At 31.7% G+C, this 25496-nt stretch carries 23 protein-coding genes; 8 read left to right on the plus strand and 15 right to left on the minus strand.

Features of this window, described 5'->3' with window-relative positions:
* Positions 1 to 121: 121 nt before the first annotated feature.
* From ACY2IJ_RS13500 to clpB, 7 genes are all read right to left on the minus strand, one after another.
* The gene (locus ACY2IJ_RS13500) at positions 122 to 2374 is read right to left on the minus strand and encodes an FdhF/YdeP family oxidoreductase (RefSeq protein WP_476724844.1); all 2253 of its coding nucleotides are present in this window, start codon (positions 2372 to 2374) and stop codon (positions 122 to 124) included.
* Positions 2375 to 2584: 210 nt separating this feature from the next.
* Positions 2585 to 4465: a hypothetical protein gene (locus ACY2IJ_RS13505; protein ID WP_476724845.1), complete on the minus strand. Its 1881-nt coding sequence runs from the start codon at positions 4463 to 4465 to the stop codon at positions 2585 to 2587.
* A 25-nt stretch (positions 4466 to 4490) separates the two neighbouring features.
* A complete protein-coding gene (locus ACY2IJ_RS13510; RefSeq protein WP_476724846.1) occupies positions 4491 to 5687 on the minus strand; it encodes a hypothetical protein in 1197 nt (398 codons plus the stop codon).
* A gap of 474 nt (positions 5688 to 6161) precedes the next feature.
* Positions 6162 to 7289: a flavin monoamine oxidase family protein gene (locus ACY2IJ_RS13515; protein ID WP_476724847.1), complete on the minus strand. Its 1128-nt coding sequence runs from the start codon at positions 7287 to 7289 to the stop codon at positions 6162 to 6164.
* A gap of 48 nt (positions 7290 to 7337) precedes the next feature.
* Complete coding sequence (locus ACY2IJ_RS13520; RefSeq protein ID WP_476724848.1) at positions 7338 to 7976, minus strand: peroxiredoxin; 639 nt, start codon at positions 7974 to 7976, stop codon at positions 7338 to 7340.
* A gap of 19 nt (positions 7977 to 7995) precedes the next feature.
* A complete protein-coding gene (locus ACY2IJ_RS13525) occupies positions 7996 to 8331 on the minus strand; it encodes a gamma-glutamylcyclotransferase family protein (RefSeq protein ID WP_476724849.1) in 336 nt (111 codons plus the stop codon).
* A 107-nt stretch (positions 8332 to 8438) separates the two neighbouring features.
* Positions 8439 to 11027 (minus strand): ATP-dependent chaperone ClpB, encoded by a 2589-nt coding sequence (gene clpB / locus ACY2IJ_RS13530; protein WP_476724850.1) that lies wholly within the window; start codon positions 11025 to 11027, stop codon positions 8439 to 8441.
* A gap of 242 nt (positions 11028 to 11269) precedes the next feature.
* On the opposite strand from clpB, the gene ytxJ reads away from it, so the two are divergent.
* Positions 11270 to 11644 (plus strand): bacillithiol system redox-active protein YtxJ, encoded by a 375-nt coding sequence (ytxJ, locus tag ACY2IJ_RS13535; RefSeq protein WP_476724851.1) that lies wholly within the window; start codon positions 11270 to 11272, stop codon positions 11642 to 11644.
* A gap of 120 nt (positions 11645 to 11764) precedes the next feature.
* Entirely contained in the window at positions 11765 to 12136 is a 372-nt protein-coding gene (locus ACY2IJ_RS13540) for a nicotinic acid mononucleotide adenyltransferase (RefSeq protein ID WP_476724852.1), read from the plus strand.
* Between the two features lie 355 nt (positions 12137 to 12491).
* On the opposite strand, the gene ACY2IJ_RS13545 is transcribed toward ACY2IJ_RS13540, so the two are convergent.
* From ACY2IJ_RS13545 to ACY2IJ_RS13555, 3 genes are read right to left on the minus strand one after another with little or no spacing between them, the layout of a single operon-like run.
* Positions 12492 to 13280 carry a Cof-type HAD-IIB family hydrolase gene (locus ACY2IJ_RS13545; protein WP_476724853.1) on the minus strand — a complete coding sequence of 263 codons (789 nt, stop codon included), beginning with the start codon at positions 13278 to 13280 and terminating at the stop codon, positions 12492 to 12494.
* Between the two features lie 22 nt (positions 13281 to 13302).
* Positions 13303 to 13515: a hypothetical protein gene (locus tag ACY2IJ_RS13550; protein ID WP_476724854.1), complete on the minus strand. Its 213-nt coding sequence runs from the start codon at positions 13513 to 13515 to the stop codon at positions 13303 to 13305.
* 6 nt (positions 13516 to 13521) lie between these two features.
* Positions 13522 to 14472 carry a hypothetical protein gene (locus tag ACY2IJ_RS13555; protein WP_476724855.1) on the minus strand — a complete coding sequence of 317 codons (951 nt, stop codon included), beginning with the start codon at positions 14470 to 14472 and terminating at the stop codon, positions 13522 to 13524.
* 251 nt (positions 14473 to 14723) lie between these two features.
* Between ACY2IJ_RS13555 and glyA the strand changes: the two genes are divergently transcribed.
* Positions 14724 to 15998 carry a serine hydroxymethyltransferase gene (gene glyA, locus ACY2IJ_RS13560; protein WP_476724856.1) on the plus strand — a complete coding sequence of 425 codons (1275 nt, stop codon included), beginning with the start codon at positions 14724 to 14726 and terminating at the stop codon, positions 15996 to 15998.
* 188 nt (positions 15999 to 16186) lie between these two features.
* Positions 16187 to 17296 carry an MBL fold metallo-hydrolase gene (locus ACY2IJ_RS13565; protein WP_476724857.1) on the plus strand — a complete coding sequence of 370 codons (1110 nt, stop codon included), beginning with the start codon at positions 16187 to 16189 and terminating at the stop codon, positions 17294 to 17296.
* A gap of 83 nt (positions 17297 to 17379) precedes the next feature.
* Here ACY2IJ_RS13565 and ACY2IJ_RS13570 read toward each other — a convergent pair whose 3' ends face one another.
* The 3 genes from ACY2IJ_RS13570 to ACY2IJ_RS13580 form a co-directional block, all read right to left on the minus strand.
* A complete protein-coding gene (locus ACY2IJ_RS13570; protein ID WP_476724858.1) occupies positions 17380 to 17556 on the minus strand; it encodes a hypothetical protein in 177 nt (58 codons plus the stop codon).
* Positions 17557 to 17606: 50 nt separating this feature from the next.
* Positions 17607 to 17768: a hypothetical protein gene (locus ACY2IJ_RS13575; protein WP_476724859.1), complete on the minus strand. Its 162-nt coding sequence runs from the start codon at positions 17766 to 17768 to the stop codon at positions 17607 to 17609.
* 63 nt (positions 17769 to 17831) lie between these two features.
* Positions 17832 to 18020, minus strand: a complete 189-nt coding sequence (locus ACY2IJ_RS13580; protein WP_476724860.1) for a hypothetical protein — start codon at positions 18018 to 18020, stop codon at positions 17832 to 17834.
* 194 nt (positions 18021 to 18214) lie between these two features.
* On the opposite strand from ACY2IJ_RS13580, the gene ACY2IJ_RS13585 reads away from it, so the two are divergent.
* On the plus strand, positions 18215 to 18841 hold the full coding sequence (locus tag ACY2IJ_RS13585; RefSeq protein WP_476724861.1) for a Crp/Fnr family transcriptional regulator: 627 nt from the start codon (positions 18215 to 18217) through the stop codon (positions 18839 to 18841).
* 47 nt (positions 18842 to 18888) lie between these two features.
* Here the strand turns inward: ACY2IJ_RS13585 and ACY2IJ_RS13590 are convergent, their stop codons facing one another.
* Together ACY2IJ_RS13590 and serB are read right to left on the minus strand one after the other, a co-directional pair.
* A complete protein-coding gene (locus tag ACY2IJ_RS13590) occupies positions 18889 to 20328 on the minus strand; it encodes a TlpA family protein disulfide reductase (RefSeq protein WP_476724862.1) in 1440 nt (479 codons plus the stop codon).
* A 132-nt stretch (positions 20329 to 20460) separates the two neighbouring features.
* Entirely contained in the window at positions 20461 to 21690 is a 1230-nt protein-coding gene (serB, locus tag ACY2IJ_RS13595; protein ID WP_476724863.1) for a phosphoserine phosphatase SerB, read from the minus strand.
* Positions 21691 to 21836: 146 nt separating this feature from the next.
* Between serB and ACY2IJ_RS13600 the strand changes: the two genes are divergently transcribed.
* The 3 genes from ACY2IJ_RS13600 to ACY2IJ_RS13610 all read left to right on the plus strand — a co-directional run bounded on the left by ACY2IJ_RS13600 (position 21837) and on the right by ACY2IJ_RS13610 (position 25420).
* Complete coding sequence (locus ACY2IJ_RS13600; RefSeq protein WP_476724864.1) at positions 21837 to 23564, plus strand: SulP family inorganic anion transporter; 1728 nt, start codon at positions 21837 to 21839, stop codon at positions 23562 to 23564.
* Positions 23565 to 23626: 62 nt separating this feature from the next.
* The gene (locus tag ACY2IJ_RS13605; RefSeq protein ID WP_476724865.1) at positions 23627 to 25033 is read left to right on the plus strand and encodes an MBL fold metallo-hydrolase; all 1407 of its coding nucleotides are present in this window, start codon (positions 23627 to 23629) and stop codon (positions 25031 to 25033) included.
* Between the two features lie 3 nt (positions 25034 to 25036).
* The gene (locus ACY2IJ_RS13610; RefSeq protein ID WP_476724866.1) at positions 25037 to 25420 is read left to right on the plus strand and encodes a rhodanese-like domain-containing protein; all 384 of its coding nucleotides are present in this window, start codon (positions 25037 to 25039) and stop codon (positions 25418 to 25420) included.
* Positions 25421 to 25496: the final 76 nt, after the last annotated feature.

Genomic DNA, 25496 nt, shown 5'->3' on the forward strand with positions numbered 1-25496 from the left:
ACAAGATTGCAAGGATTTTTCGTGGGGTCAAACTAAAACTTCAAAAATGATTAACTTAATACTGTAAAATTAAGTTTAATAATTGTAAATCAGTGTTTTGTATTGCTGTGTGTTTCCGTAGTTATGCCTTTATTTTTACTTTAATTGATTTTGATGAAGGAGTGTGACTAGAATGTGCTATCAAATCTATGGGTACTAACGGGTTAGACTCTGGATAATAGGTCGCTACACATCCTTTAGGAATATTATAGGGTACTACAGAAAAACCTTCAACCTGTCTTTTAATATTGTTGTAGTTATTGTACAATGTAACTTTGTCTCCTTTTTTCAGGTGATTGTTTTTCATGTCTTCTTTATTCATAAAAACAACCATTCTTCCATTGTAAATCCCTCTGTATCTATCGTCTAGTCCATAAATAGTTGTATTAAACTGATCGTGACTTCTAGTAGTCATCATAATATATTCATCAGCTTCTGGTTGTATGTTCCCTAGTTTGTTTACGGTAAAATTTGCTTTTTTGTTCTGTGTTGTAAAATTACCCGTTCTTGCTCCGTTAGGTAATTCAAAACCAATGGGTTGTTTTACTCTTTCGTTAAAATTTTCAAAGCCATCAATTGTTTTGTCAATTAAATCTCTAATATTATTAAAATCATCGGTTAAAAAATCCCAATCTACAGTGCTATTTTTTAAAGTAGCTTTGGCAATATTGGCTACAATAATTGGTTCACTTTCTACTTCTTTAGAAGGAGGAATAAGTGCTCCTTTACTACTGTGAACCACTCCCATGGAATTTTCTACGGTAACAAATTGTGCTTTTCCGTTTTTAATAAATTTATCAGTTCTACCCATAGAAGGCAAAATTAACGCTGTTTTACCTGGGGTTAAATGTGATCGATTTAATTTGGTAGATATGTGTGCTGTAAGGTTACAATTGCGTAATGCCTGACTAGTGTATGTAGTGTCTGGGGCTGCCGATAAAAAATTACCTCCCATTCCAATAAACACTTTTACATGCTTGTGATACATGGCTGTAATAGCTTCTACTACAGAATATCCGTGTTCTTTAGGAGGGGTAAATCCAAAATTTTCGCTGATTTTATCAAGTAATTCTTTACTTGGTTTTTCGGCAATTCCCATAGTTCTGTCTCCTTGAACATTACTGTGTCCGCGTACAGGACAGGTACCGGCACCTTCTTTTCCGATGCTTCCTTTCATTAACAGTAGATTTACTACTTCTTGTATATTATCTACCCCATTCACATGCTGAGTTAATCCCATTCCCCAACAAGCAATAATTTTTTGTTTGTTAGCAATTAAGGTGGTAACGTGATTGATTTCGTTCTCTGTTAAGCCCGTTTTTTTTATAAGATTTTCTAAGTTATGTGTTAAAAGTTCTTTTTTAAACTCATCAAATCCAGCGGTTTTGTTGTTAATAAATTCTTGATCTAAAATTTCTGGATTTTTTTCTGCTAGTTTAAAAAGTTTAAGCATAATGGCTTTTAATAAAGCCACATCTTCATTAATTTTTATTTGCAAATAATAATCAGCAATGTCTACACCGCCTCCTATAATTCCTTTAGGATTTTGAGGATTTTTAAAGTTCATCAATCCTGCTTCTTTTAAAGGATTAATGGCTACCACTTTGGCACCATTTTTTTTAGCTTTTTCTAAACAAGCCAACATTCTAGGATGATTGGTGGCAGGATTTTGACCAAAAATTAAAATGACCTCTGCCTTGTATAAATCGTCTAACGTAACAGAACCTTTTCCAATTCCTACAGTTTTAGACAAGGCAACTCCACTAGATTCGTGACACATATTAGAGCAATCGGGTAAATTGTTGGTTCCATACATTCTAATAAACAACTGATATAAAAAAGCAGCCTCATTACTGGTTCTACCCGAGGTATAAAATGCAGCTTCGTTTGGATTATTTAACTGATTTAGTTCTTGCCCAATAATTGTATTGGCATCTTTCCAAGAAATTGGAGTGTAGTGTGTGTCGTTTTCTCTAAGAATCATAGGATGTGTTAAACGTCCTTGTTGTCCTAGCCAGTAATCGCTCTTTGCTTGTAATTCTTGTACACTGTATTTTGCAAAAAATGCAGGATCTGCAATTTTTTCCATAGCTTCCTCGGCAATTGCTTTTACACCATTTTCACAAAATTCACCTAATTTAGATCTATGACTAGGGTCTGGCCATGCACAACCTGGGCAATCTATTCCCTCTTTTTGATTTAGTTTACTTAATACTTTTAAAGAATTTTTAACAGACATTCTGCTAAAAATTTGTTGTAAAGAAATATAAACGGCTTTTACACCAGCTGCACTCTGGGCTTGTTCCTTTATTGTCACGTTTTTAGTGTGTTTCATTAGTTTGTTTTAAGCTAAATTAATCTTGGTAGAGAATTTTAAAATGAAAAATACAATTTTAGAATTATTTGTGTATATATATTTGTACGGTATTGATGAAATATTACACAGAATTAACTGCTAGTTGTTTTAAAACAGTTTATATGGACTCATAAAAATTAAAAAAGGGACTTTTTAAAGTCCCTTTTTTAATGCCATAAATAATAGTTGTTAACTATTGGTAGAATGAATGTAGTCAAAATAATCTGTAAGTAATTTTACTTTTCCAGGAGACATGTCTCGTGTAATAGGCATTAGCAGTGTGGTGTTTTTATAAGGTTCGGAAACACGTTGTTTAATTACTTGATATACTTGTTGACTAATTAAGGTTTCGTTGTTTAAAGGCAAACGCATAGACATGGCAGGAAATACAATGTAGTAGTAGCGCAGTACTTCTGAGTAAACAAAATCCCAGGTAAACTTTTTAGAATCGGGTAATAAAGAATAATCGTCATTTGCATAGGTTCTAAGTACCATGTAGTAATTAGCAAATTGTGCTCCGTTAATTGTTAAAGAAACTTGTTTTACACCTGCTTGTAGCCAATTGGTGTTTAATTGAAAATTAGCAGCTTCTGAAGCTTTAATTACAGTAGAACCTTTATACGTGTTGTTGTTAGCATCTAAAGGAGTAAAGTTAATTGTGTTTCCTAATTTATCACTAAAACCTACATTCATTTCTGTGTATTGATCATAAGCTGCAGCTAGTTGACCACTATCTGAAAATACAATATCAAGTTGTAAATCTTCTGTAACTTCTTGTCCTTGTTTGGTAATGTTAAAATTTAGGGTTTTGGTCTGATTAGGATCAAGATAAACTCCTCTATCATCGCTTACAATTCTGTAAGTTTGTTCGCAGGCATAAGTTGTTGTTAAATTGTGATTACTATCTAATGCTACTAATAATAAATCCCCTAAAGTAAGTTGTTGAATTTGAGCATCATTTAGTGCGATGTCTACCATACCACCTGTTGTGTAGTAATTTGTATGGTCGTATGGAATTTTAACTATGGTAGAAATATTTAGATTGCTTTTTACGGCTAAATATAAATTCCCTGGGTCGGCAGTAGGACTCATAGTGCTTAAGTCATCTCTATTGGCTCTAGGTTTTGGTTTGATAAAAGTACTAGACATATTTAAAGATAAAATTTTACTGCTAGGATCTAGTTGAACATAAGTATCTGCTAAACAAATATTAGAATCATTACTAGGATCAGATTTTAAAAGTCTACCAGGTAAACATGTTGCTGTTTCATTGTTATTCCAAACACCAATAGAACCAATAGTATAACCTAATACTGGATTTATAGGAGCATTTCCTTGTTCGTATTCTGATATAATAGCTTGACGAGAGTAAATAGTCATCACCTCAAACATGGTAAATACAACTGTAATTCCTTTTTCTTCTTTTGCTTTTTCTATAAGCGCAGAAATTTGTGGGTTTGATGCATCGTATTCCCAATCATCACTATACTCAAAAGACAATTGCCAAGAGGTATTGGCTATTCCAAATCCAGGAGGTTGAATGTTTATAGATTTTGCTTGAAAGTTTCCTTGCTGCGAGCTGCTTTCTATTGTTTGTAAAGATCTAGTGTAGCATCGGGTATTTTCATGAATTCTTAAAATAGGATTGTTAGAGTCTCCTATTTGCAATCCTCCAACTAAAATTTGTGTACAAGTTGTTCCTGTTGCATCTATATCTACCATAATTGGAGAACCAACAGGGGTGTTGCTTTGGTTTGCAGGATCTAAAGAACCTAGCAAATATATACCTTGATCAATAATTTCTCCAGTGTTCTGAATGTTGTTCGGGTTTCCAAAAGAAGAAATTTTTGCATTGTTAAACTTCGTAACATAATCACCATAGTAATTCCATCCGGGATTTGATTTTAGGTTTTGAATGGCTTGCTCATCTGTAAGGTTGATTAACAACGGAGACAACATTGCTTTTACAGGATCTACCATAAATTGATTTACATCATCATTGTTGGCAGTACAAACATTGGTGGAGATTCCTCCCCAAAAGTTAATTCTATAACTATTTAAATAAGACATATTGCAATTTTTTTTAGAGGATTAATTATTTAGAACTTTGTGCTTCTAAGAACAAGAAACTGTAATCGGTTTTTATGTTGTTAACCCCTGCAGTGCTATGACAACCCATACAACTACTGTTTTGCTGAATGTATGTTTCCATGGTTGTGTTTGCAGAAATGTTAGGAGTAGGAGTCCCTTGTGGATTTCCAGGGTCGTTAGGGTCTGCAGGCCATTGCATTGTTATTAATTGATAATTTTTCCAGACAGTACCTTGCAGTAGTTTTTGCCATTTGGCATTGGCATTTTGTGCAGATGCAGGTATGGGAGTTGTTCTTACTACTTGAGTAGCAAAACTAGGTTTTGTATTGTGCAAAGGTTGTTCTTTGTTTACGGGGCATTTGCTTGTAGGACATTCTGGATTGTAATAAGAGTATTGATTTCCAGCAGTATTTTCATTTAGATTTGGAGCATTTTTTATATGCTCAAAAGTTGCCCAAACCCATTGTGGTGAATTTTTAGATTTGTAAATAATATGTAAGCCAACAAGCCCCACTGTAGCTGTTCCTATTTGGTCAATTTCAGCTTCGCAAGTAAAAAAATCAGTAAGAACATCATTATTTCCCATAATTTTCCATGCTGATTTTATTTCCATACTATTAATGTCCATATTCATATTGCTGTTTAGTTTTGCAAGGTTAGAAGCATCATAGTATTGATTGTTGTATATAAAATCAAATTCTGTTTTGTTCATGTATTTTTCATAATACGTGTATTGCAAATTTTGATCTACCAAAGGACCTCCTACAGCTTGAGCAGTAGATGATAATTGTTCCTTTATTGTTGGATCTACTTTAGAAATGGTTGATAGTTTTAATTTTTTTGTATACGTTGTTTTCCATGGCTCGGGTTGTTGTCCGTTTGGAAGAAATACACTTTCCGATGTTCTAAATGTTTGCCATACCACAGTTCCTGAATCTCCAATTTGTTTAGAGGTATCTGCAACTCCTCTTTTAGATGTGTTTGCAGGCCAATTTAGAGCAACAAACATTTGCCAAGCATAGTTGTCAAAATTTGCTTGTGTTCTAGTGGCTGGGTCGTTTACAGGAAAAGTAGGTTGTAAAACAACAGAGCTACTTGTTGATATTTGTTTGGAATATCTGCTAGATTCTTGAGAAACAGCCTTAAAGGCTATAAACAAGAGCATTGCACATCCTAAAATAATAAAGCTTAACTTTTTCATAGTTTTTAGTTTTTGTTAAATGTGTTAGTTATAGTTGTATAGATTACTGCACAAAACGCATGTTTTATGTAGAGGGTTGTGGTTGTAAGGAAAGTGTAAAAAACTATGAAAGAAGAGGTGTTTTTTGAATAAACGAAAGAAACAATTAAACAGGTATTTGTTCACCAGTCGTATATAGCGGTGTGTTTCTAAATGTGTTTTTATCAGTCGATGAATTAAATCAAAAGATAAAAGCACAATAAACGAATACATTAATGGCAAAGGATGCCAACTTAATGTTGTTGTTATTTCTTTTAACATAGCATTATAAATATAATGCTTTATAAACAAGTAGCAATTAAAAAGTAATTTAATTATAATTTGTTTATTATTTATTTATGTTGATATTTTAAATAAAGAATAAACAAGTAAAACTTAATAATAATAGGTTGGCTAACAAAACTAATGTTTTGTTAGTTTGCTGATGTATTTCTTTTAAAAAGTCTTTAGGGTATTAAATATTTTTAAAGCACTTCTAATAGCTCCTTCCATATAGCCAGCATAGGCCTCAGAAGTTTCTGTACCTGCTATCCATATTTTATGATTAAAATAGGATTGTTGAAAAGCATTGTGTCCGTTATTTTGATGAGGTAAAACCAAATCATCATACTCGGCAGAAGTATAAATGTTATTTTTCCAAACCATTTCTTCATAAGTAAGATAATCTCTTGCTTGTTTTCCGTAGTATTTTTCTAATTGCTTTAGAGCTAATTCACAACGTTCTTCTTTGGATATTTTGTGATACACTCCGTTAAAAAATCCTTTTAAAGCGTAAAGATTGTTTTCTTTGTTAGAGTGGTCGTACATTTCTGGAATTGGTCCTACATTGCTAAAAATAGTTCCGCTTAAGTTATTTTCTCTCCAAAACGGAAGTTTGTAACTAAATGCTACTTTAATAGATTCACCCATCCAAGTGTGTGTGTTTTTGGCTATTTGGTAAAAATTGTTTTCTAGCTTAGGATCAAAAGTAATGGTGTTTGTAAGTAGGTGAGGAGGTAGGGTTGTAATTACAAAATCACAGATATAGCTTTTGTTTTTTGTTTTTACAAATACTTTGTTGTCTTGATCTACTATAGCGCTTACTTTTTGATTTAAAAGAATGTTGTCTTTAGGAATATGTGTGGCCAATTTTTGTATTAATTTATGGGTGCCTCCTTTTAGTCTATAACTCGGATCTTGATTTGTAGGAAGTTGTACAATTTGTGGTGGACTGGTAGAAATAGGTTCGTAAATAGCAGTGGTTCCTAAAAGTTGTTCAAATAAATTAAGGTTGAGTTCTTTTAGCAGTTTTAAAATTTCTGTGTGTTGATTGGCAAACCAAGTAGCTCCCAACTCAATAGTTGTTCCGTTGTCTGTTTTTTGAGTATAAATTCTACCTCCTAAACGGTTTTGAGCTTCTAGAATTTTAAACTTGTAATTTGTTTTGCTTAAAAAATAACCAAGAGTAAGTCCTGTTAAGCCACCTCCAATAATTATAATTTCTTTAGTGCTATTATCCATTCTATATGTTTCTAGTAGATTGAGTCTGTAAACTACGGTTTTCTTACATAAAAAAAACTCCATAAATAAATATTTATGGAGTTTGATGTTTTTGTAAAAAAATACCTTTACTTATAGGTTTGGCTGTGGAGTCATTCTTAAGTAAGGTTTAATTTCTTTATGTCCTTTTGGAAATAAATTAGGAATTTCATCATTTTTAACAGCAGGAGTAATTACAACATCTTCTCCGTGTTTCCAGTTGGCTGGAGTTGCTACTTTATGGTAGGCTGTTAATTGTAAAGAGTCAATAACTCTTAATATTTCGTCAAAGTTTCTTCCTGTTGATGCAGGATATACAATAATCAGTTTTACTTTTTTGTCTGGATCAATAATAAATACAGAACGAACGGTTAATGTGTTGTCTGCATTTGGATGAATCATATCATACAAGTCAGATACTTTTTTGTCTTCGTCTGCAATAATTGGAAAATTAACGGTTGTGTTTTGTGTTTCGTTAATATCTTGAATCCATCCGTTGTGAGATTCAACTCCATCTACACTTAAGGCAGCAACTTTTACATTTCTTTTAGAAAACTCTTCGGTGTATTTGGCTACGGTTCCTAGTTCTGTAGTACATACAGGAGTATAATCTGATGGATGAGAAAATAAAACTCCCCAACTGTCTCCTAGCCATTCGTGAAAGTTAATTTCACCTTCTGTAGTTTTTGCGGTAAAGTCTGGTGCAGTATCACCTAATCTTAATGTGCTCATAATCTTTTTTTTAATTGTTTTATATATTGGCTACATAAATCCAAGCTTTTTTACCTGAATGAAATGTAGCTTTTATTCTTTTATAATCGGATACTTCATAGGCATCTGATTGTTTTAATTCTTCGTCTGTAATTTCAAAAATCATACCTTTTATTTCATCATTTGGGTTGGTAGAAATTTGGGCTATAGGGTGGTATTCTTTTCCGCTTTTACGGATAACATCTAGGTCGGTAATTTGTAGTTTTCCTAACACATATCCTTTTAAAGAATCTTTAAAACCAGTTAACAATCTACCATAAGTTTCTAGTTGTACTTTTTCTAACTGTAACGTTCCGTATGAAAATAATAAATGCATGATTTATTGTTTAAAATCACTCAAAGAAACAAGTACTTAAGTTTCTTTGAGTGAAATGGTTTGTCTGTTAATTATTTATAATTATGTATTACAAATACAGGTCTAATTTAACGATTCTTAAAAAATAATTGGTCATCAATAGCATCTAATTCCACAGAACTTTGATTGTTGATGTTTCCTGCTAAAATTTCTTTAGACAATAAATTTAAAACCTCTTTTTGAATGACACGTTTAACAGGTCTTGCACCAAATTCAGGATCAAATCCTTTTTGAGCCAAAGCTAATTTTGCATGCTCTGTAGCTGTTAGTGTAATTTCTTTATGGGCCAATAAATGTGTTAATCCTTTTAAGTGTAGGTCTACTATTTGTGTAATTTCCTTTAAATCAAGAGGAGTAAACATAACAATTTCATCAATACGGTTAATAAACTCTGGTCTTACAATTTGTTTTAAGTTTTGTAAAACTTTTGTTTTTGCTTGTTCTGCAATTAGCTCTTTGTTTTGATCGGTTGCTTTTTCAAACTGCTCTTTAATTATTTCGGCTCCCATATTGGAGGTCATAATAATTATTGTGTTTTTAAAATCTGCCACACGTCCTTTGTTATCGGTCAACCTACCTTCATCTAATACTTGTAATAAAATATTAAAAGTATCTGGATGTGCTTTTTCAATTTCATCTAATAATATTACAGAGTAGGGTTTACGTCTAACAGCTTCTGTTAATTGCCCACCTTCATCGTAACCTACGTAACCAGGAGGAGCTCCTACCAATCTACTTACAGAATGACGTTCTTGATACTCACTCATATCTATACGAGTTAAGGCTGCTTCATCATCAAATAAATATTCGGCCAAAGCCTTTGCTAATTCTGTTTTTCCAACTCCGGTGGTTCCTAAAAACAAGAAACTTCCTAAAGGTTTTCTGGCATCTTGCAACCCAGCTCTGGAACGACGTACTGCATCAGAAACGGCCTCTATAGCCTCTTCTTGTCCAACAACTCTTAAATGCAATTCATCTTCTAGTTTTAATAATTTTTCACGTTCACTTTGCAGCATTTTTTGAACGGGAACACCTGTCCATTTGGCAACAACTTCAGCAATGTCATCTTCGGTTACTTCTTCTTTAACCAAAGAATTTTCTTGGTTTTCTGCCAATGATTTTTGGGCTTCATCTAATCTTTCTTGGGCTTCTTTAATTTTTCCGTAACGCAATTCTGCTACCAAACCATAATCGCCATTTCGTTCGGCCTTTTCGGCTTCTAGTTTGTAATTGTCAATTTCATCTTTTATAGTTTGTACGTTGTCTACAATGTCTTTTTCAGATTTCCATTGGGTATAAATGCTGTCTCTTTTTTCTTGAGTGTCTGCCAATTCTTTGCGTAAAAGTGAAAGTTTTTTTTCGTCTTTTTCACGTTTAATAGCTTCTATCTCTATTTCTAACTGCATTATTTTTCTGTCTAAAACATCTAACTCTTCTGGTTTAGAGTTTATTTCCATACGCATTTTAGCAGCAGCTTCATCCATTAAATCAATTGCTTTGTCTGGTAAAAAACGAGACGTTATGTAACGCTGACTTAATTCTACCGCCGCAATAATAGCACTATCTTTTATTTGAATTTTATGATGTGCTTCGTACTTGTCTTTAATTCCACGTAAAATAGAGATGGCACTTTCTGTATCAGGTTCGTTTACTACTACCTTTTGAAAACGTCTTTCTAGAGCTTTGTCTTTTTCAAAATATTTTTGATATTCATCTAAAGTAGTAGCTCCAATAGCTCTTAATTCTCCACGAGCCAAGGCAGGTTTTAAAATATTGGCAGCATCCATAGCACCTTCTCCACCACCAGCACCTACCAATGTGTGAATTTCATCAATAAACAAAACAATGTCTCCTTCTGCAGAGGTTACTTCTTTTACTACAGATTTTAAACGTTCTTCAAATTCACCTTTGTATTTTGCTCCCGCAATTAAGGCTCCCATGTCTAAAGAAAAGACTTGTTTGTCTTTTAAGTTTTCTGGCACATCACCTTTTACAATTCTGTGAGCTAAACCTTCTGCAATGGCTGTTTTACCCACTCCTGGCTCACCTATTAGCATAGGGTTGTTTTTGGTTCTACGAGAAAGAATTTGTAGAATTCTGCGAATTTCCTCATCTCTACCTATTACAGGATCTAGTTTTCCTGTGCTAGCCAATTTGTTTAAGTCTTTAGCGTATTTGTTTAAAGCATTGTAGGTTTCTTCTGCACTTTGTGAGGTTACTTTTTGTCCTTTTCTAATCTCATCAATAGCAGCTTTTAGTCCTTTTTCTGTTACACCTTGGTCTTTTAAAATTTGACTAACCGTATCTTTATTATTTAATAGAGCAAGCAAAAGGTGTTCTATAGACACGTATTCATCATCCATTTTTTTTGCAATATTACTTGCATCTGTTAAGGTTCTTGCACAGGTGTTAGACAGTCCTATTTGTCCTCCGCTTACTTTAGGAAAACCTTCTAATGTTTTGTCTAATACTTGTGGTAAAACAGAAATGTTTACTTGTAATTTTTTTAATATAAAAGGAGTTACATGCTGGTCTACTTCTAAAATGGCTTTTAGTAAGTGTGTGTTTTCAATTTGTTGATGCTGTAATCCTTGAGCAATTTGCTGTGCTTGTTGTACAACTTCTTGCGATTTTATGGTATAATTATTAAAATTCATAATTTTTTATGTTTAAGGATTTATTTCTTAAATAGCTATTTCTGTACATAGATTATCAATTCTTATTCCTTTAAATAGAAACGGAATATCTGTCTGTTTTATAGACAAAATGTCTTTTTTTTAGTTGGTAATCAGTCTTTTTGTCTTGCTTGTAAGCTATAGATAATAGACCGACTGAGATGTTATTAATAGTAAAAGAAGCAATATATTTGCTGTAGTTATAATATAATAAGATATAGAGTATGGGATTTTTTGATAAAATATTAGGAAGTAAATCTGAAGGAGAACAAAAAAGTGCTAACAAAGTAACATGGAACGAATTAACTTCTGTAGCTCAGTTAGAAGATGTTGTTGCAGTTTCTAAAGAAACTAAGGCAGTTATTTTTAAGCATAGTACACGTTGTAGCATTAGTGCAAGTGTGTTAAATAAGTTTGAAAAGCAAGTAGGAGAAGGATATGCTTTGTATTTTTTAGATTTAATTGCACATAGAGATATTTCTGCTGCTATTGCAGAAAAATTCAATGTGGTTCATCAGTCTCCACAAGCTATTTTTATAGAAAACGGTAAAGTAATTCAGCATGATTCACATTATGGTATACTTGAGCTAACAATGTAAACTGTTTAAAATCAGTTAAATAAATGGTTTTTGTGTTCTAATGTTAATTTAATGTTAATTTAACGTTGTTCAATTGTAAAATAGTTGTATCTTTGTAGTATCAACATAAATACAATTATTATGAAAACTACATTATTTATCTTATCACTATTCGTTGGAATAGTTTCTTACGGTCAAAAAGAAAATGTAAAAGTTCAAAAACAAGGAGAATTGTATCAAATAACTCTTTTCCATGCAAATGGATTAGTTGCACAAACAGGATTTATTACTGCTGATAAAAAATTACACGGAACATGGAAATCATATGACAATCAAGGAGAAAAGGTTTCTATGGGACATTACGAGAATGGAAAGAAAACCGGAAGATGGTTTTTTTGGAAAAACAATACAGAGGCTTTAACTCAAGTAGACTTTGGTTCTGATTATAGAATTGCAAGTGTATACGAATGGAAAGGTAATTCTCAGTTAGCAGATAATGAAAGTGAAGATTAAATCTCCCTTTTTTAAGAATTTTAAAAGCCACTCAATTGAGTGGCTTTTTTTATGCAACGCTTTCTTTGGTATTAGGTTCTGAAACTCCTTGAGTTATGCAAACAGATTTGTGAATACCTTTTATGTATGCATAAAAAGTATTACACCTTGCACAGTTTAATAATTCTACAAAAAATAAGAGTTTCAGAAACTTCTTTTTACGTTTTTTAGAACGTAGTGTTGAGGTACAACACGGACAGGTTCGTTTTTTCATCTTATTAAATTTATGGTTTGTAGCTTATAAAGCTATGCAAAAAAAAAGTCAATCTACTTGATTTTAGTTAATTGACTCTTTCTTTTAGAATTAAAAAGGAAGTTATAAAAGGTATTTTTCTATTACTTCAGCCACACCATCATTGTTGTTAGAGGCTACAATAACATCTGCTTTGTTTCTTAATTCAGGAGTAACATTATCTACCCAAACCCCTAAGCCAGCAAACTCAACCATGCTTAAATCATTACCAGCATTTCCTACAGCAATGGTTTCGTGTTGTTTAATTCCTAATTGTTGAATGAGTCTGTGTAACGTAGCTGCTTTGTCTATTCCTTGTGGCATTACTTCTAAAAAGAAAGGCTTAGAAGTAGCAATGTTAAGATCTGGTCTTTCTGTTTTTAAATGGGCTTCTACTTTTTTTAGATAACTAGGTTCTTCTAACAGCAAACATTTTACACAATTTTGGGTAATACTTTCTTTTAAATTCTGAACCTTATGATAAGGCATACCTGTTAATTTTCTTTCTACATCTATATATTTAGAGTCTTTTGTTCCTACAATAGCTCCATTAAAATAAGTAATAAAAGCAGTGTTGTTTGCTTGGCTATAATCATAAAGCTGATGAATGTCTTGTACATTTAAAGTTTGTTCAAAAATACATTCTTCTGTAGCCATATTAATAATTTGCCCTCCGTTAAAAGATATAATATAGGAGTTGTATTGGTCTAATTCAAGTTCTTTTGCAAACTGAATCATGGCTGGAGTAGGTCTTCCAGAAGCTAAAACAACGTAAATTTCTTTTTCTTGGGCAGCTTTAATGGCTTTTTTATTTTTGGCAGATATGGTGTAGTCATCTCTTAATAAGGTGTCATCCATATCTAATACAATCATTTTATAGCTCATAGATTTTGGTTTAAAAATTAAATTTTTGTTTGGTAATTATATTCTGTAGTTGCAATTTAATATCGTTACTAGTATCTAAAATCATTTGATTGTTTGTAGGAAATGGCACTTTTTTATTAGATAACATATTTAAGTGTATATCTGTTAAAGCTCTACGATCTCCTTTTTGATTGGCATAATAATGTTCAAAAATAAATTCGCTATTTAAAGGAATACTAGCCAATATTTGTTAATTCTTAAAATTTAAAAAACGAGCAGTGGCTTTAATGGTGCAGTTTTTACTTTGTATAAATTGATGGAAAGTACTGGTTACTTTAATTTTTTTATCTTTTTTAATATCGTTTCCGTTTTTGTCCTTTTTTACATTTCCTTTTTCGTCTAACACATATTTTTCACCATCTACAATTTCTTTTTCTTTTACAAGCAAAGTTTCTTTAATGCGTTCAGGACTTATGTGTATTTGATTGTAGGTTACTAGTAACACGTAATCATAATTTGTAGTTTCATCAAAAGAGTTTTGGTAGCTTACCCAGTAATTATTTAACTGATATTCACTTAAGTTTAGCAAGTTGTTCGCTAATCTTTTGGGAATAATTTGTCCTGATTTGTTTTTAAAATCAATTAACACATAATCCATTCCTTTTGCTCTAGATTTGTCTATTAGTTTTAATACATTTTTATAGTTTGGGTTAATACTGTGTAAGTATTTAAAATCTTCATGGGCTTCTCTAATCAACAACTTGTTGTTTTGGTTAAGATTGTTGTTAGCTTTATTGTATAAATAATCTGAAAGTTGATTTCTAACGCTAAGGGTTTTGTGCATGTAATTTTCTAGCTTAAAATGATAGCCAGGGATAGGTAATAACGGACGTATTTTGTTTTGCCTTTTTTCTAATAGTAAAAGGGTGTTGAATTTGCATTCTAAGTTTTCAGCATTTACATCGTAAGTTAAAAATTCAAGAGTTCTTTTGTCTTGATCAACCGCTTTGTTATACGATTCAAACAACAATTGATGAAATTCTGGAGCTTTTTTACCATATCTGTTGTTTTGTAAATAGTTTAATGCTTGCTGAATGGCTTGGTCGTAATTTCCTTGAGCCAAATATTTTTGAGAAGTTTTGAGCCCAGAACAGCTTATTATAAAAAGAAAAAAGAAGAAATAAGGTAGTTTTTTTATCATAAGAACGTGGTTTTTTTAGCTAAACCAATTTTTAGGCCAAATTACAATTAGAAAAAGAATGATAAAATTCTTTAGTGATTTAAGCACGCAAAAGTAAAATTTTCTGTTTTGCTACCATCAAAAAACAAAATAAAGGATAGCTTTCTGAATAGAAGAATATTATAGAAATATATTCTTAGTACTTTTGGTTAAGCATGAATAAATATTTATTATTTTTGCAATTCATTTTCAATCTCAAAAACACCTAGAATATGAAACGTGATCAAATCATATTTGATTTAATTCAAGACGAAAAAGAAAGACAATTAAAAGGAATTGAATTAATTGCTTCGGAAAACTTTGTTAGTGAACAAGTAATGGAAGCACAAGGTTCTGTTTTAACCAATAAATATGCAGAAGGATACCCTGGTAAAAGATACTATGGTGGATGTGAAGTAGTAGATATTGTAGAACAATTGGCAATAGACAGAGCAAAAGAATTATATGGTGCAGAATACGTAAACGTACAACCACACTCTGGATCTCAGGCAAACGCAGCAGTATATTTTTCTGTGTTAGAGCCAGGAGATAAAATATTAGGTTTTGATTTATCTCACGGGGGACATTTAACACATGGTTCTCCAGTAAACTTTTCAGGAAAAATTTACAAGGCAGTTCACTATGGTGTAGATAAAGAAACAGAAGTTTTAAACTACGATAACATTTTAGAGATTGCAAAAGCAGAAAGACCTAAAATTATTGTAGCAGGAGCTTCATCATATTCTAGAGATATAGATTTTGCTAAATTTAGAGAAATTGCAGATGCGGTTGATGCTTATTTATTGGCAGATATTTCTCACCCATCTGGAATGATTGCAAAAGGTATTTTAAATGACCCAATGCCTCATTGTCACTTTGTAACAACTACAACTCACAAGACTTTAAGAGGTCCTAGAGGAGGAATGATTATGATGGGGAAAGACTTTGAAAACAAAGACGGAATTAAGTTAAAGAACGGAAACTTAAAAATGATGTCTGCTATTATTAATGGAGCAGTATTCCCAGGAATGCAAGGTGGACCATTAGAGCACGTTATTGCTGCAAAAGCTATTGCTTTAGGTGAAGCTTTAACCGATGAATATTTACATTACCAAGTTCAAGTAAAAAAGAATGCTGCTAGATTGGCTAAAGAATTGGTAGCTAAAGATTATAAAATTATTTCTGGAGGAACAGACAATCATTGTATGTTAATAGATTTAAGAAATAAAAACTTATCTGGTAAAGATGCTGAACAAGCGTTGGTAAAAGCAGATATTACAGTAAACAAAAACATGGTACCTTATGATACTCGTTCTCCGTTTGTAACATCTGGTATTCGTTTAGGTGCTTCTGCAGTAACTACTCGTGGTTTAAAAGAAGATGATATGGCTGTAGTAGCCAACTTTATTGATGAAGTAATTAACAACTTTGAAAACGAAGAGGTATTAGAATCTATTGCTGGTAAAGTAAATGAATTTATGCAAGACAGACCATTGTTTCAATGGTAAGTAAATAACAATCTTTTTGTAAGATTTAAAAAACCAGAAAAACCATTTGTTTTTCTGGTTTTTTTGTGCCTTTGTAAAAAATAACATTGAACCAATTATGTATAGTTTTAAAGTGTTTAACGACTCTATAAAATCTAGATGTTATTGGAGTTATAGCAAGTGATATGATAAAAAAGATTTTAAAGAAAATGATGATTACAATTTTAGCCATTATAAGTACATTCATAATTGTTTATGTACTGTTTGTTCGTTTTTATCCTAGTTTTGGAGGAGATGTTTCAAAAAAAGAGCAAGAACTTTACAACAAATCGGCACAATTTAAAAATGGAAAGTTTAAAAATACCCAGCCTGTTCCCAAAGAACTTAGTTTTATAGAAAATCTAAAACTAGCTTACACCTTTTTTACAACCAAAGTGCCTAACGGACGTCCTAAAAATAATTTAGAAGTAGAAAAAATATCTTTAGAAAAAATAAAGAATTACCAAGGGAAAGCAAGGTTAATTTGGTTTGGACATTCTGCCTTTTTTTTACAAATAGATGGAAAAAACATATTAATAGATCCTATGTTTGGAGAGGTAGCAGCTCCGCATCCGCTATTGGGAGGTAAAAGATTTAATACGCAATTTCCTATAAATATTAATGAATTGCCACACATAGATGCAGTTTTGTTTTCTCATGACCATTACGATCATTTAGATTATGAATCTATTCTTAAAATTAAAGATAAAACAGATCAATTTTTTGTTCCGTTAGGAGTGGGAGTACATTTAAAAGCTTGGGGAGTAGAGGCTTCTAGAATAAAGGAAATGGATTGGTGGCAAGAAGTATTTTTTAACAACATAAAATTTGTATGTACTCCTGCACAACATTTTTCTGGTAGAAAACTAAATAATGGACAAAGTACATTGTGGAGTTCTTGGGTGATAAAATCGAAAAACGAGAATATATATTTTAGTGGAGATAGCGGTTACGCAAATCACTTTACAGAAATAGGAAACAAATACGGTCCTTTTGATATTGCCTTGATGGAATGTGGACAATACAACGAAATGTGGTCAGATATTCATATGATGCCAGAAGAAACAGCTCAAGCAGGGTTAGATGTACAAGCAAAAAAAGTAATGCCTATACATTGGGCTGGTTTTAAGTTGGGGTTGCATTCTTGGATAGATCCGGTAGAGCGTATTCATAAAAAAGCAAAAGACTTAAACCTAACGATTATTACTCCAAAAATAGGAGAAGAAATTATAGTTAAAGATTCTGTTTCTAACTATTCAAACTGGTGGAAGAATAAGTAAAGATTATTATTTTATAAGTGCTCCAGCTAATGATTTAAAAAAGTTACAAAAGTGTTTGCTGTAAAAGCAAAAGAGTCGCTAAATTAGCGACTCTTTTTTTTAGGTTTTAATTGTTCTATTTTTTGTTGATGGTACAGTTTTCCAGTGTCTTTAGTGTAGTCAGTATCTTGAAAAATACCACACGATGTATTGGCTCTTACCAAAGATTTTTGACTTTGTAATTTTGATAATGCTTGAATGTCCTTAGTTAAATATTTCATAATTGTTTAATAGGTCCATAATTACCATACAAAATTACACAAAATAAAAATTATTTATAAGACAAAGTACGCATACCTGTTCCAGATTCTTTTACTAAAAAAATATTATAATCAGTAATTTTAAAAATACCATCAGATAAAGAACGATTCACTAAGGAAGTGTCGCTTACTTTTTTAGAGTTTGCTTCAATACTTTTGTTTAAATAGTTCATAATTTAAAAGATTTTAAGGTTTATAAAAATATTTGATTATCTATAACATAAGAAAAATGATTCTTACATAAAAAGATAATTTAAATTTTCTTCTTCGTTATTGGACTTGTTACTACTCTGAAGACAGTTTTTTACAGCAGGACTGTTGTAATCATAATTTTGAAATATACCACATGATGTTGAATGATTTACCAATGATTTTTCATTAGATCTTTTTCCTATTTCTTCAATGTTTTTGTTTAAATACTTCATAATCTTAAAGTTTTATTTGTTAGTAATATTCCATAGGATAAAGCTATAAAACACTGACAGTAACCAAGCTGTGTTTTGGCAGTTGAATTGCATCTTTTTCTCAAGGCTGTAATTAATTCATGTATGTTTTTTAATAGTTATTGCTTTGCTGCTATATATTTTAATATTTTTATGATTGGTTAATTTTAAGAAGTATGATTGAAGAATTAGAGTTGCATTATGGATATCTTTTTGAAAAAGAGTTATTGCAAGAAATAAGTGTAATAGGAGTTGTAAAAGAAGTGGCTGCAGGTACAACACTTATGAGTATTGGTCAGTATATAAAATCAATGCCTTTACTAATTCACGGAGCTGTTAAAATATTAAGAGAAGATGATGAAGGAGATGAATTGCTTTTGTATTTTTTAGAAAAAGGAGATACTTGTGCAATGACTATGAGTTGTTGTGTTGGAACTAAGAAAAGTGAAATAAAAGCAATTACAGAATTAGACACCAAACTAATAATGATTCCTGTAGAAAAAATGGATGAATGGGTAGGAAAATATAAAAGTTGGAGAAATTTTGTGTTAGATAGCTATCATAGCAGATTGATGGAGTTATTAGAAACTGTAGATACCATTGCTTTTAAAAAAATGGATGAACGTTTGCTAAAATATTTAAATGATAAAGTAGCTGTTACAGGTAGCAACTTAATTAAAAGTACACATCAGGAAATAGCTTATGAACTCCATACATCAAGAGTTGTTATTAGTAGATTGCTAAAAAAACTAGAACAACAAGGAATGATAGAGCTGCATAGAAACTCTTTAGAAATATTATAAAAAAAGCCGATTCAATATAAATGAATCGGCTTTTTTTAGAGCATTATTTACATAGAAAGTTCCCTTAACTTTTTTTCAAGAAAACTTTCATGTGTAAGAACGTTAGATGTAGGCCTATCGGCACTAAAACTAACGAGTTTACCTTTTTTGTCAAAAATCATATAATTAGGAACCCAGCTTATTTCCAAAAACTTGTTAATTCTAGATTCTAAACCCATAGGAATTTGATAGTGGTTTTTGTTGCTAAAAGAAGTTTGAAAAATTTTTCCCCAAGAGTAGTTTCTTCTACTTCCTACGTATAAATAAACAAATACGATGTCTTTATTTTTTAGTTTTTTTCGCAAATCACGAGAATGAGGCATTGAAACTCTACAAGGTCCACATTGCATGTTCCACATATCTATATACACTACTTTTCCTTTGAATTTTTTCATCATTTTATCAAAAGTAAGTTGGTTGCCATTACTGTCTACCAACATAGTTTTGGCAAATTCTTTATGCAATGGTTTGTTGATTAGTTTTTGTTTGTCGTAAAACTTTTCCAAATTACGGTTGATAAATTTTTGACTGTATTCACTTGTTTTTAATTCTTTAAATAATTGAATAGAAAGGGTGTCGTATTGGTTTCTAAGTAGTCCAGAATGGATGTTTTTAGCCAATACATATTCTCTTGTTAGGCCCGATAAGGAATCTGTAAGCATTTTGTTAAATGCTTTTTTGTAAGAGTGTAAAGATTTTAAGTTTAAGTTTTTAGAAAATTCATTGAATTTTGTGTAAACTAAACTATGAACATCATTTATGTAAGTAGGAGAAAAAGCTTTTTCATCATTTACAAGAAAAGAGAAGTTATTTAGCTGGTTGTATTCTTTGCTTAGCTTTAAAGGCGATTTTAGTTTGTTCCTATAGGCATAACTTTTGACATAGTTTTTTAAGACATTTTGCGATATAATTTCGGTAGAAATTATAAAATATTGAATAAACTCTTTTTCAAAGTTGGTTTTATCATACTGATTAAAATAATCCAATCTTTTCTGTTTTACCTTATTTATTTGTTTTAAGAATACGTCAGGTGTAGACTTAGATCTTTTGTATTTGTAATAAAAGCTCATATCTGCAGCTCCGTTTTTTTCAGCTTTAAATAAAAAGTTGTTTTTCTCGGCTCCTTTTCCTGAGTATACAATATCATCTGCATCGGCTATTAACGTAAAATGATCTGTAGGTAGTAAACAAATTTCATGATAATATCTTCCTGTATAAATTTTTCCTGTTGTAATACGTGAAATGGGAATTTTAATAGAGAAGTTTCCTGCCTTGCCTATGTTTGTTTTAACTATTTTAGGAGATGTTATAGGGTTGTCATTTAAAATTAGTTTTACTTCTTCTGCTTTATTAGAAAGTAGTTTACCACGAATAGTAACCTCTTTTATTTCTTGAGAAAATAATTGCGCAGAAAGTATGCTAAAAAGCATAATAAATGTTTTTTTCATAGTTTTTTTTGATGAAAATACAAATAATATGTACAAATGTTATTTATCAAGAAATAAAATATATAGTTGTTATAAAAAAAAGCCGATTCAATATAAATGAATCGGCTTTTTTTATTTGTATGTGTTTGGTGTTTACATCAAATCAATATGTCTGTCGTGGTATCCTAGTAAGTACAAAACACCATCTAATCCTAAACTAGAAATAGAGCTTTCGGCACTTTCTTTTACCTTAGGTTTTGCATGAAAAGCAATTCCAAGTCCAGCTAAATTCAGCATTGGTAAATCGTTAGCACCATCACCCACAGCAATTGTTTGGTTAATGTGAATCCCTTCTTTTTTAGCAATGGCTTTTAAGAATTCGGCTTTTTTGTTTCCGTCAACAATTTCACCTATATACCCACCTGTTAAGGCTCCATTTTTTATTTCTAATTGATTTGCATGTACATAATCAATACCTAATTCTTTTTGTAAATACTCTGCAAAATAAGTAAATCCACCAGATAAAATAGCGGTCTTAAATCCGTAGTATTTTAAGGCTTTAAATAGTCTTCTTGCTCCTTTTGTAATAGGTAGGTTTACCGCAACTTCACGTAAAACATCTTCGCTTAAGCCTTCTAGCATGGCCATACGTTTTTTAAAACTTGTATTAAAGTCTATTTCTCCACGCATTGCAGATTCTGTAATGGCAGCTACTTGTTCTCCAACTCCAGCCAATTCAGCTAATTTATCTATAACTTCTGCCTGAATTAAAGTAGAGTCCATATCAAAACAAACCAAACGTCTGTTTCTACGGTAAATGTTATCTTCTTGAAAAGATAAATCTACATTTAAGGTTCTAGAAATTTCCATAAACTTAGAAGTCATAGCTTCTTTGTTTTTTACTTCTCCTCTTACAGATAGTTGAATACAAGAACGAGGTTGCTCGTTGTTTTCTATTAAAGAAGTACGTCCGGTTAAACGTTTAATGGCATCAATATTTAAATCTTCTTCGGCCATTACTCTAGTTACTGCAGATACTTGTGCAGCTGCTAGTGTTTCTCCCAAAATAGTTACAATGTAACGTGGTTTTCCTTGGGCTTTTACCCAGTTTTCGTAGTCTTCTATAGAAATAGGAATAAACTTAACCTTAATGTCAAGTTCATAAGCTTTAAATAGCAAGTCTTTTAAAACAGGAGCAGAATCGTTACCTGCCGGCACTTCAAACAACATTCCTAAGGATAATGTGTCGTGAATATCTGCCTGACCAATATCTAAAATGTTAGCTTTGTATTGTGCTAAAACAGAGGTTAAACCTGCTGTTACTCCAGGTTTATCTTGTCCTGAAACTTTTAATAAAATGACTTCTTTGTGCGCATTTGCCATATGGAAATGGTGTTTGTTTTAAAAGTGTAAAAATGCCCAATCTAGCTGATATATACAAAGTAATCTACATAATTTTTTAGTGTAACCTTTGTTACTGTGTGTAACTTTTATGACCACTAGTTTTGTATTTCTATTCTTATGTTATTATGAAACAATATTTTCCTATTCTAAACTGGTTGCCTAGCTATAAAAAAACATTTTTTTATGGTGATGTAATGGCTGGGATTACTGTTGGAATTTTATTAATTCCGCAAGGTATGGCTTATGCCATGATAGCAGGTTTGCCTCCAGTTTTTGGACTATATGCTGCATTAATGCCACAAGTAATATATGCAATTATGGGAACCTCTAGACAATTGTCTGTGGGACCTGTAGCTATGGATTCTCTATTGGTAGCAGCCAGTTTAGGAGCTTTAAGTGTTACGGGCTTAGAGAATTATATTGCCATGGCCATATTCTTATCTTTATTTATGGGGCTGTTTCAATTGTTATTGGGAATTCTACGATTGGGGTTTTTGGTTAATTTTTTATCAAAACCTGTAATTAGTGGGTTTACATCTGCAGCCGCTATTGTAATAGGATTAAGTCAGCTAAAGCATTTTTTAGGAATCTCCATTCAGGGAAGTTCTAAATTACATCTTTTAGCAGCTCAAGTTTTTACACACATTACAGAAACACATTGGGTTACCTTGTTTATTAGTTTTTTAGGAATTGTAATTATTGTGCTTTTAAAAAAATACACTCCTAAAATTCCATCAGCTTTGGTGGTTGTGTTTTTGGGAACATTGGTAGTTTATCTGTTTAACTTACAGGATTTGGGAGTAAAAATTGTAGGCGATATCCCTAAAGGATTGCCTTCTTTAAAAGTTCCAGATTTTAATAATATTCCTTTGTCAGAATTAACACCTTTGGCCTTAACTTTAGCATTAGTGGCTTATATGGAAGCTATTTCGGTTTCTAAATCTTTAGAAGAAAATGAAGATCATTATCAGATAGATGCGAATCAAGAATTGGTGGCTTTAGGAATGTCTAACATTGTAGGATCTTTTTTTCAATCTTATCCTACCACAGGAGGTTTTTCTAGAACAGCAGTAAACAATCAAGCAGGGGCACATACAGGAGTTTCAAGCATTGTTAGTGCTATTGTTATAGGGTTAACCTTATTGTTTTTAACACCGTTGTTTTATTATTTGCCCAGTGCAGTATTGGCATCTATGATTATGGTAGCGGTCTATAATTTAATCGATTTTAAAATGCCTGTTCAGCTGTGGCATCAAAATAGAGATGAGTTTTTTTTGTTAATCACCACATTCATCATCACTTTATTTATAGGGATTACTCAGGGAATATTGGTAGGAATTATGGCTTCTTTGGTATTGATGATTTATAAAACGTCACAACCACACATTGCCGTATTGGCTAGAATAGAAGGAAGTAATTATTTTAAAAATATAGAACGATTTCATCAGCAAGTAAAACACAGAGACGATTTGTTAATTGTTCGTTTTGATGCACAATTATTTTTTGGAAATAAAGATTTTTTTAAGAAAACATTAGAAGGGTTAGTGGCTCAAAAAAAAGAAACTTTAAAAGCTGTAATTCTTAATGCAGAATCTATTAGTTATATAGACAGCAGTGCCAATTCTATGTTAATTAAATACATACAAAGTTTAAAAGAACAACACATAAAGTTTTTTATAACAGGTGCTATTGGTCCTACAAGAGATGTGTTGTTTACCAATGGGATTGTAAAAGAATTAGGAAAAGAAAACTTGTTTGTAAGAACTTATGAAGCCGTAGATTGTTTTGATGGCATTATATGTAAAGATGATTTGCAAAATAAAATTTGTCAGCAAACGGTTCGTAGAATGTAACTATTGTTACTGTACAGAAGTTAGAATAGCTTTAATTTTGATAGCATAAAAAAAATAAAAGAATGAAAATAGAACAAATTTATACAGGATGTTTGGCTCAAGGAGCTTATTATATAGAAAGTGAAGGAGAAGTAGCTATAATAGACCCATTAAGAGAGGTGCAGCCTTATATAGAAATGGCCTCTAAAAACAAGGCTACTATAAAATATATTTTAGAAACCCATTTTCATGCAGATTTTGTAAGTGGTCATGTTACCTTGTCTAAAAAAACGGGAGCACCTATTGTATATGGACCCAATGCCAACCCTACTTTTGATGCCATTATTGCAAAAGACAATCAAGAACTTAAATTAGGAAAAGTTACCCTTGTAGTTTTGCATACTCCGGGTCATACCATGGAATCTACCACTTATTTGTTAAGAGATGAAAACGGAGCTGATTATGCTTTGTTTACGGGAGATACTTTGTTTTTAGGCGATGTTGGTAGACCCGATTTGGCTCAAAAAGCTGCAGATATGACTCAAGATGATTTAGCTGCTATTTTATACGATAGTTTACGAACTAAAATAATGCCTCTTTCTAACGATTTAATTATTTATCCTGGCCATGGAGCAGGTTCTGCTTGTGGTAAAAATTTAAGTAAAGAAACCAAAGGAACCTTAGGAGATCAAAAAGAGAATAATTATGCTTTAAGAGCAGATATGACCAAAGCTGAATTTGTAAAAGAAGTAACCGATGGTTTGTTGCCACCACCTCAATATTTTCCTTTAAACGTAAAAATGAACAAAGAAGGATATGAAGATATTGCTGAGGTTATAGCACAAGGAACCCATGAATTGTCTGCAAATGAATTAGAGTTGTTGGCCAATGAGGTGGGAGCTTTGGTGTTAGATGTAAGAAGTCAAGAAGATTTTGCCAAAGGTCACATTCCGCAATCTATATTTATTGGGATAGATGGAAGTTTTGCTCCATGGGTAGGTGCATTAATTGGAGACGTTAAACAGCCTATTGTTTTGGTAACTCCAGAGGGGAGAGAAAAAGAAACCATTACACGTTTGTCTCGTGTTGGTTTTGACAATACTTTAGGATATTTAAAAGGAGGTTTTGAAAGTTGGAAAACCGCAGGTAAGGATTATGACACTGTTCGTCAAATAACGGCTTCTGGTTTGGCAACAATAATAAACAAAGCAACTCCTGTTTTTGATGTAAGAAAAAATAGTGAGTTTTTATCGGAAAGAGTTCAACATGCAAAAAACACACCCTTAGATGCTATTAACGATTATTTAAAAACATTTCCTACTACTAGTAATTTCTATATTCATTGTGCAGGTGGTTACAGAAGTATGATTGCAGCATCTATCTTAAAAAGTAGGGGGATTCATAATTTTATAGATGTGGTAGGTGGTTTTTCTCAAATAAAAGAGTCAAAAATTCCTGTAACAGATTATGTTTGTCCATCAACCTTATAAAAAATGAAACAAATAATTTATATAGGTATAGGAGTTGTTATTGTTGCATGGTTTGTGTTTCAGAAAATTAAAGAGCAGCAATTAAAAGAAAATAGATTGTATATAGCAGATTTTAAAAAAGCATTGAAGCAAGATAAAATTCAACTAATAGATGTTAGAACAGCTAGAGAGTTTAAAGCAGGACATATACCCAAAGCAATAAATATAGATGTATTATCTCTATCTAATTTTAAAGAACAAATAGAGACTTTAAACAAAAATAAACCAACTTATATATACTGTCGTTCTGGTAAAAGAAATTTAAAGGCTTTGGATCAAATGCTAAATAGCGGTTTTGTAAATATTTACGATTTGAAAGGAGGATATATAGCTTGGGAAAACAAGTAGAAGCTTATTAAACTAGTGCATAAATAAAAAACTCAGAATTGTATAATTCTGAGTTTTTTATTTTAATAATAGAAGT

The organism is Wenyingzhuangia gracilariae (assembly GCF_056387575.1).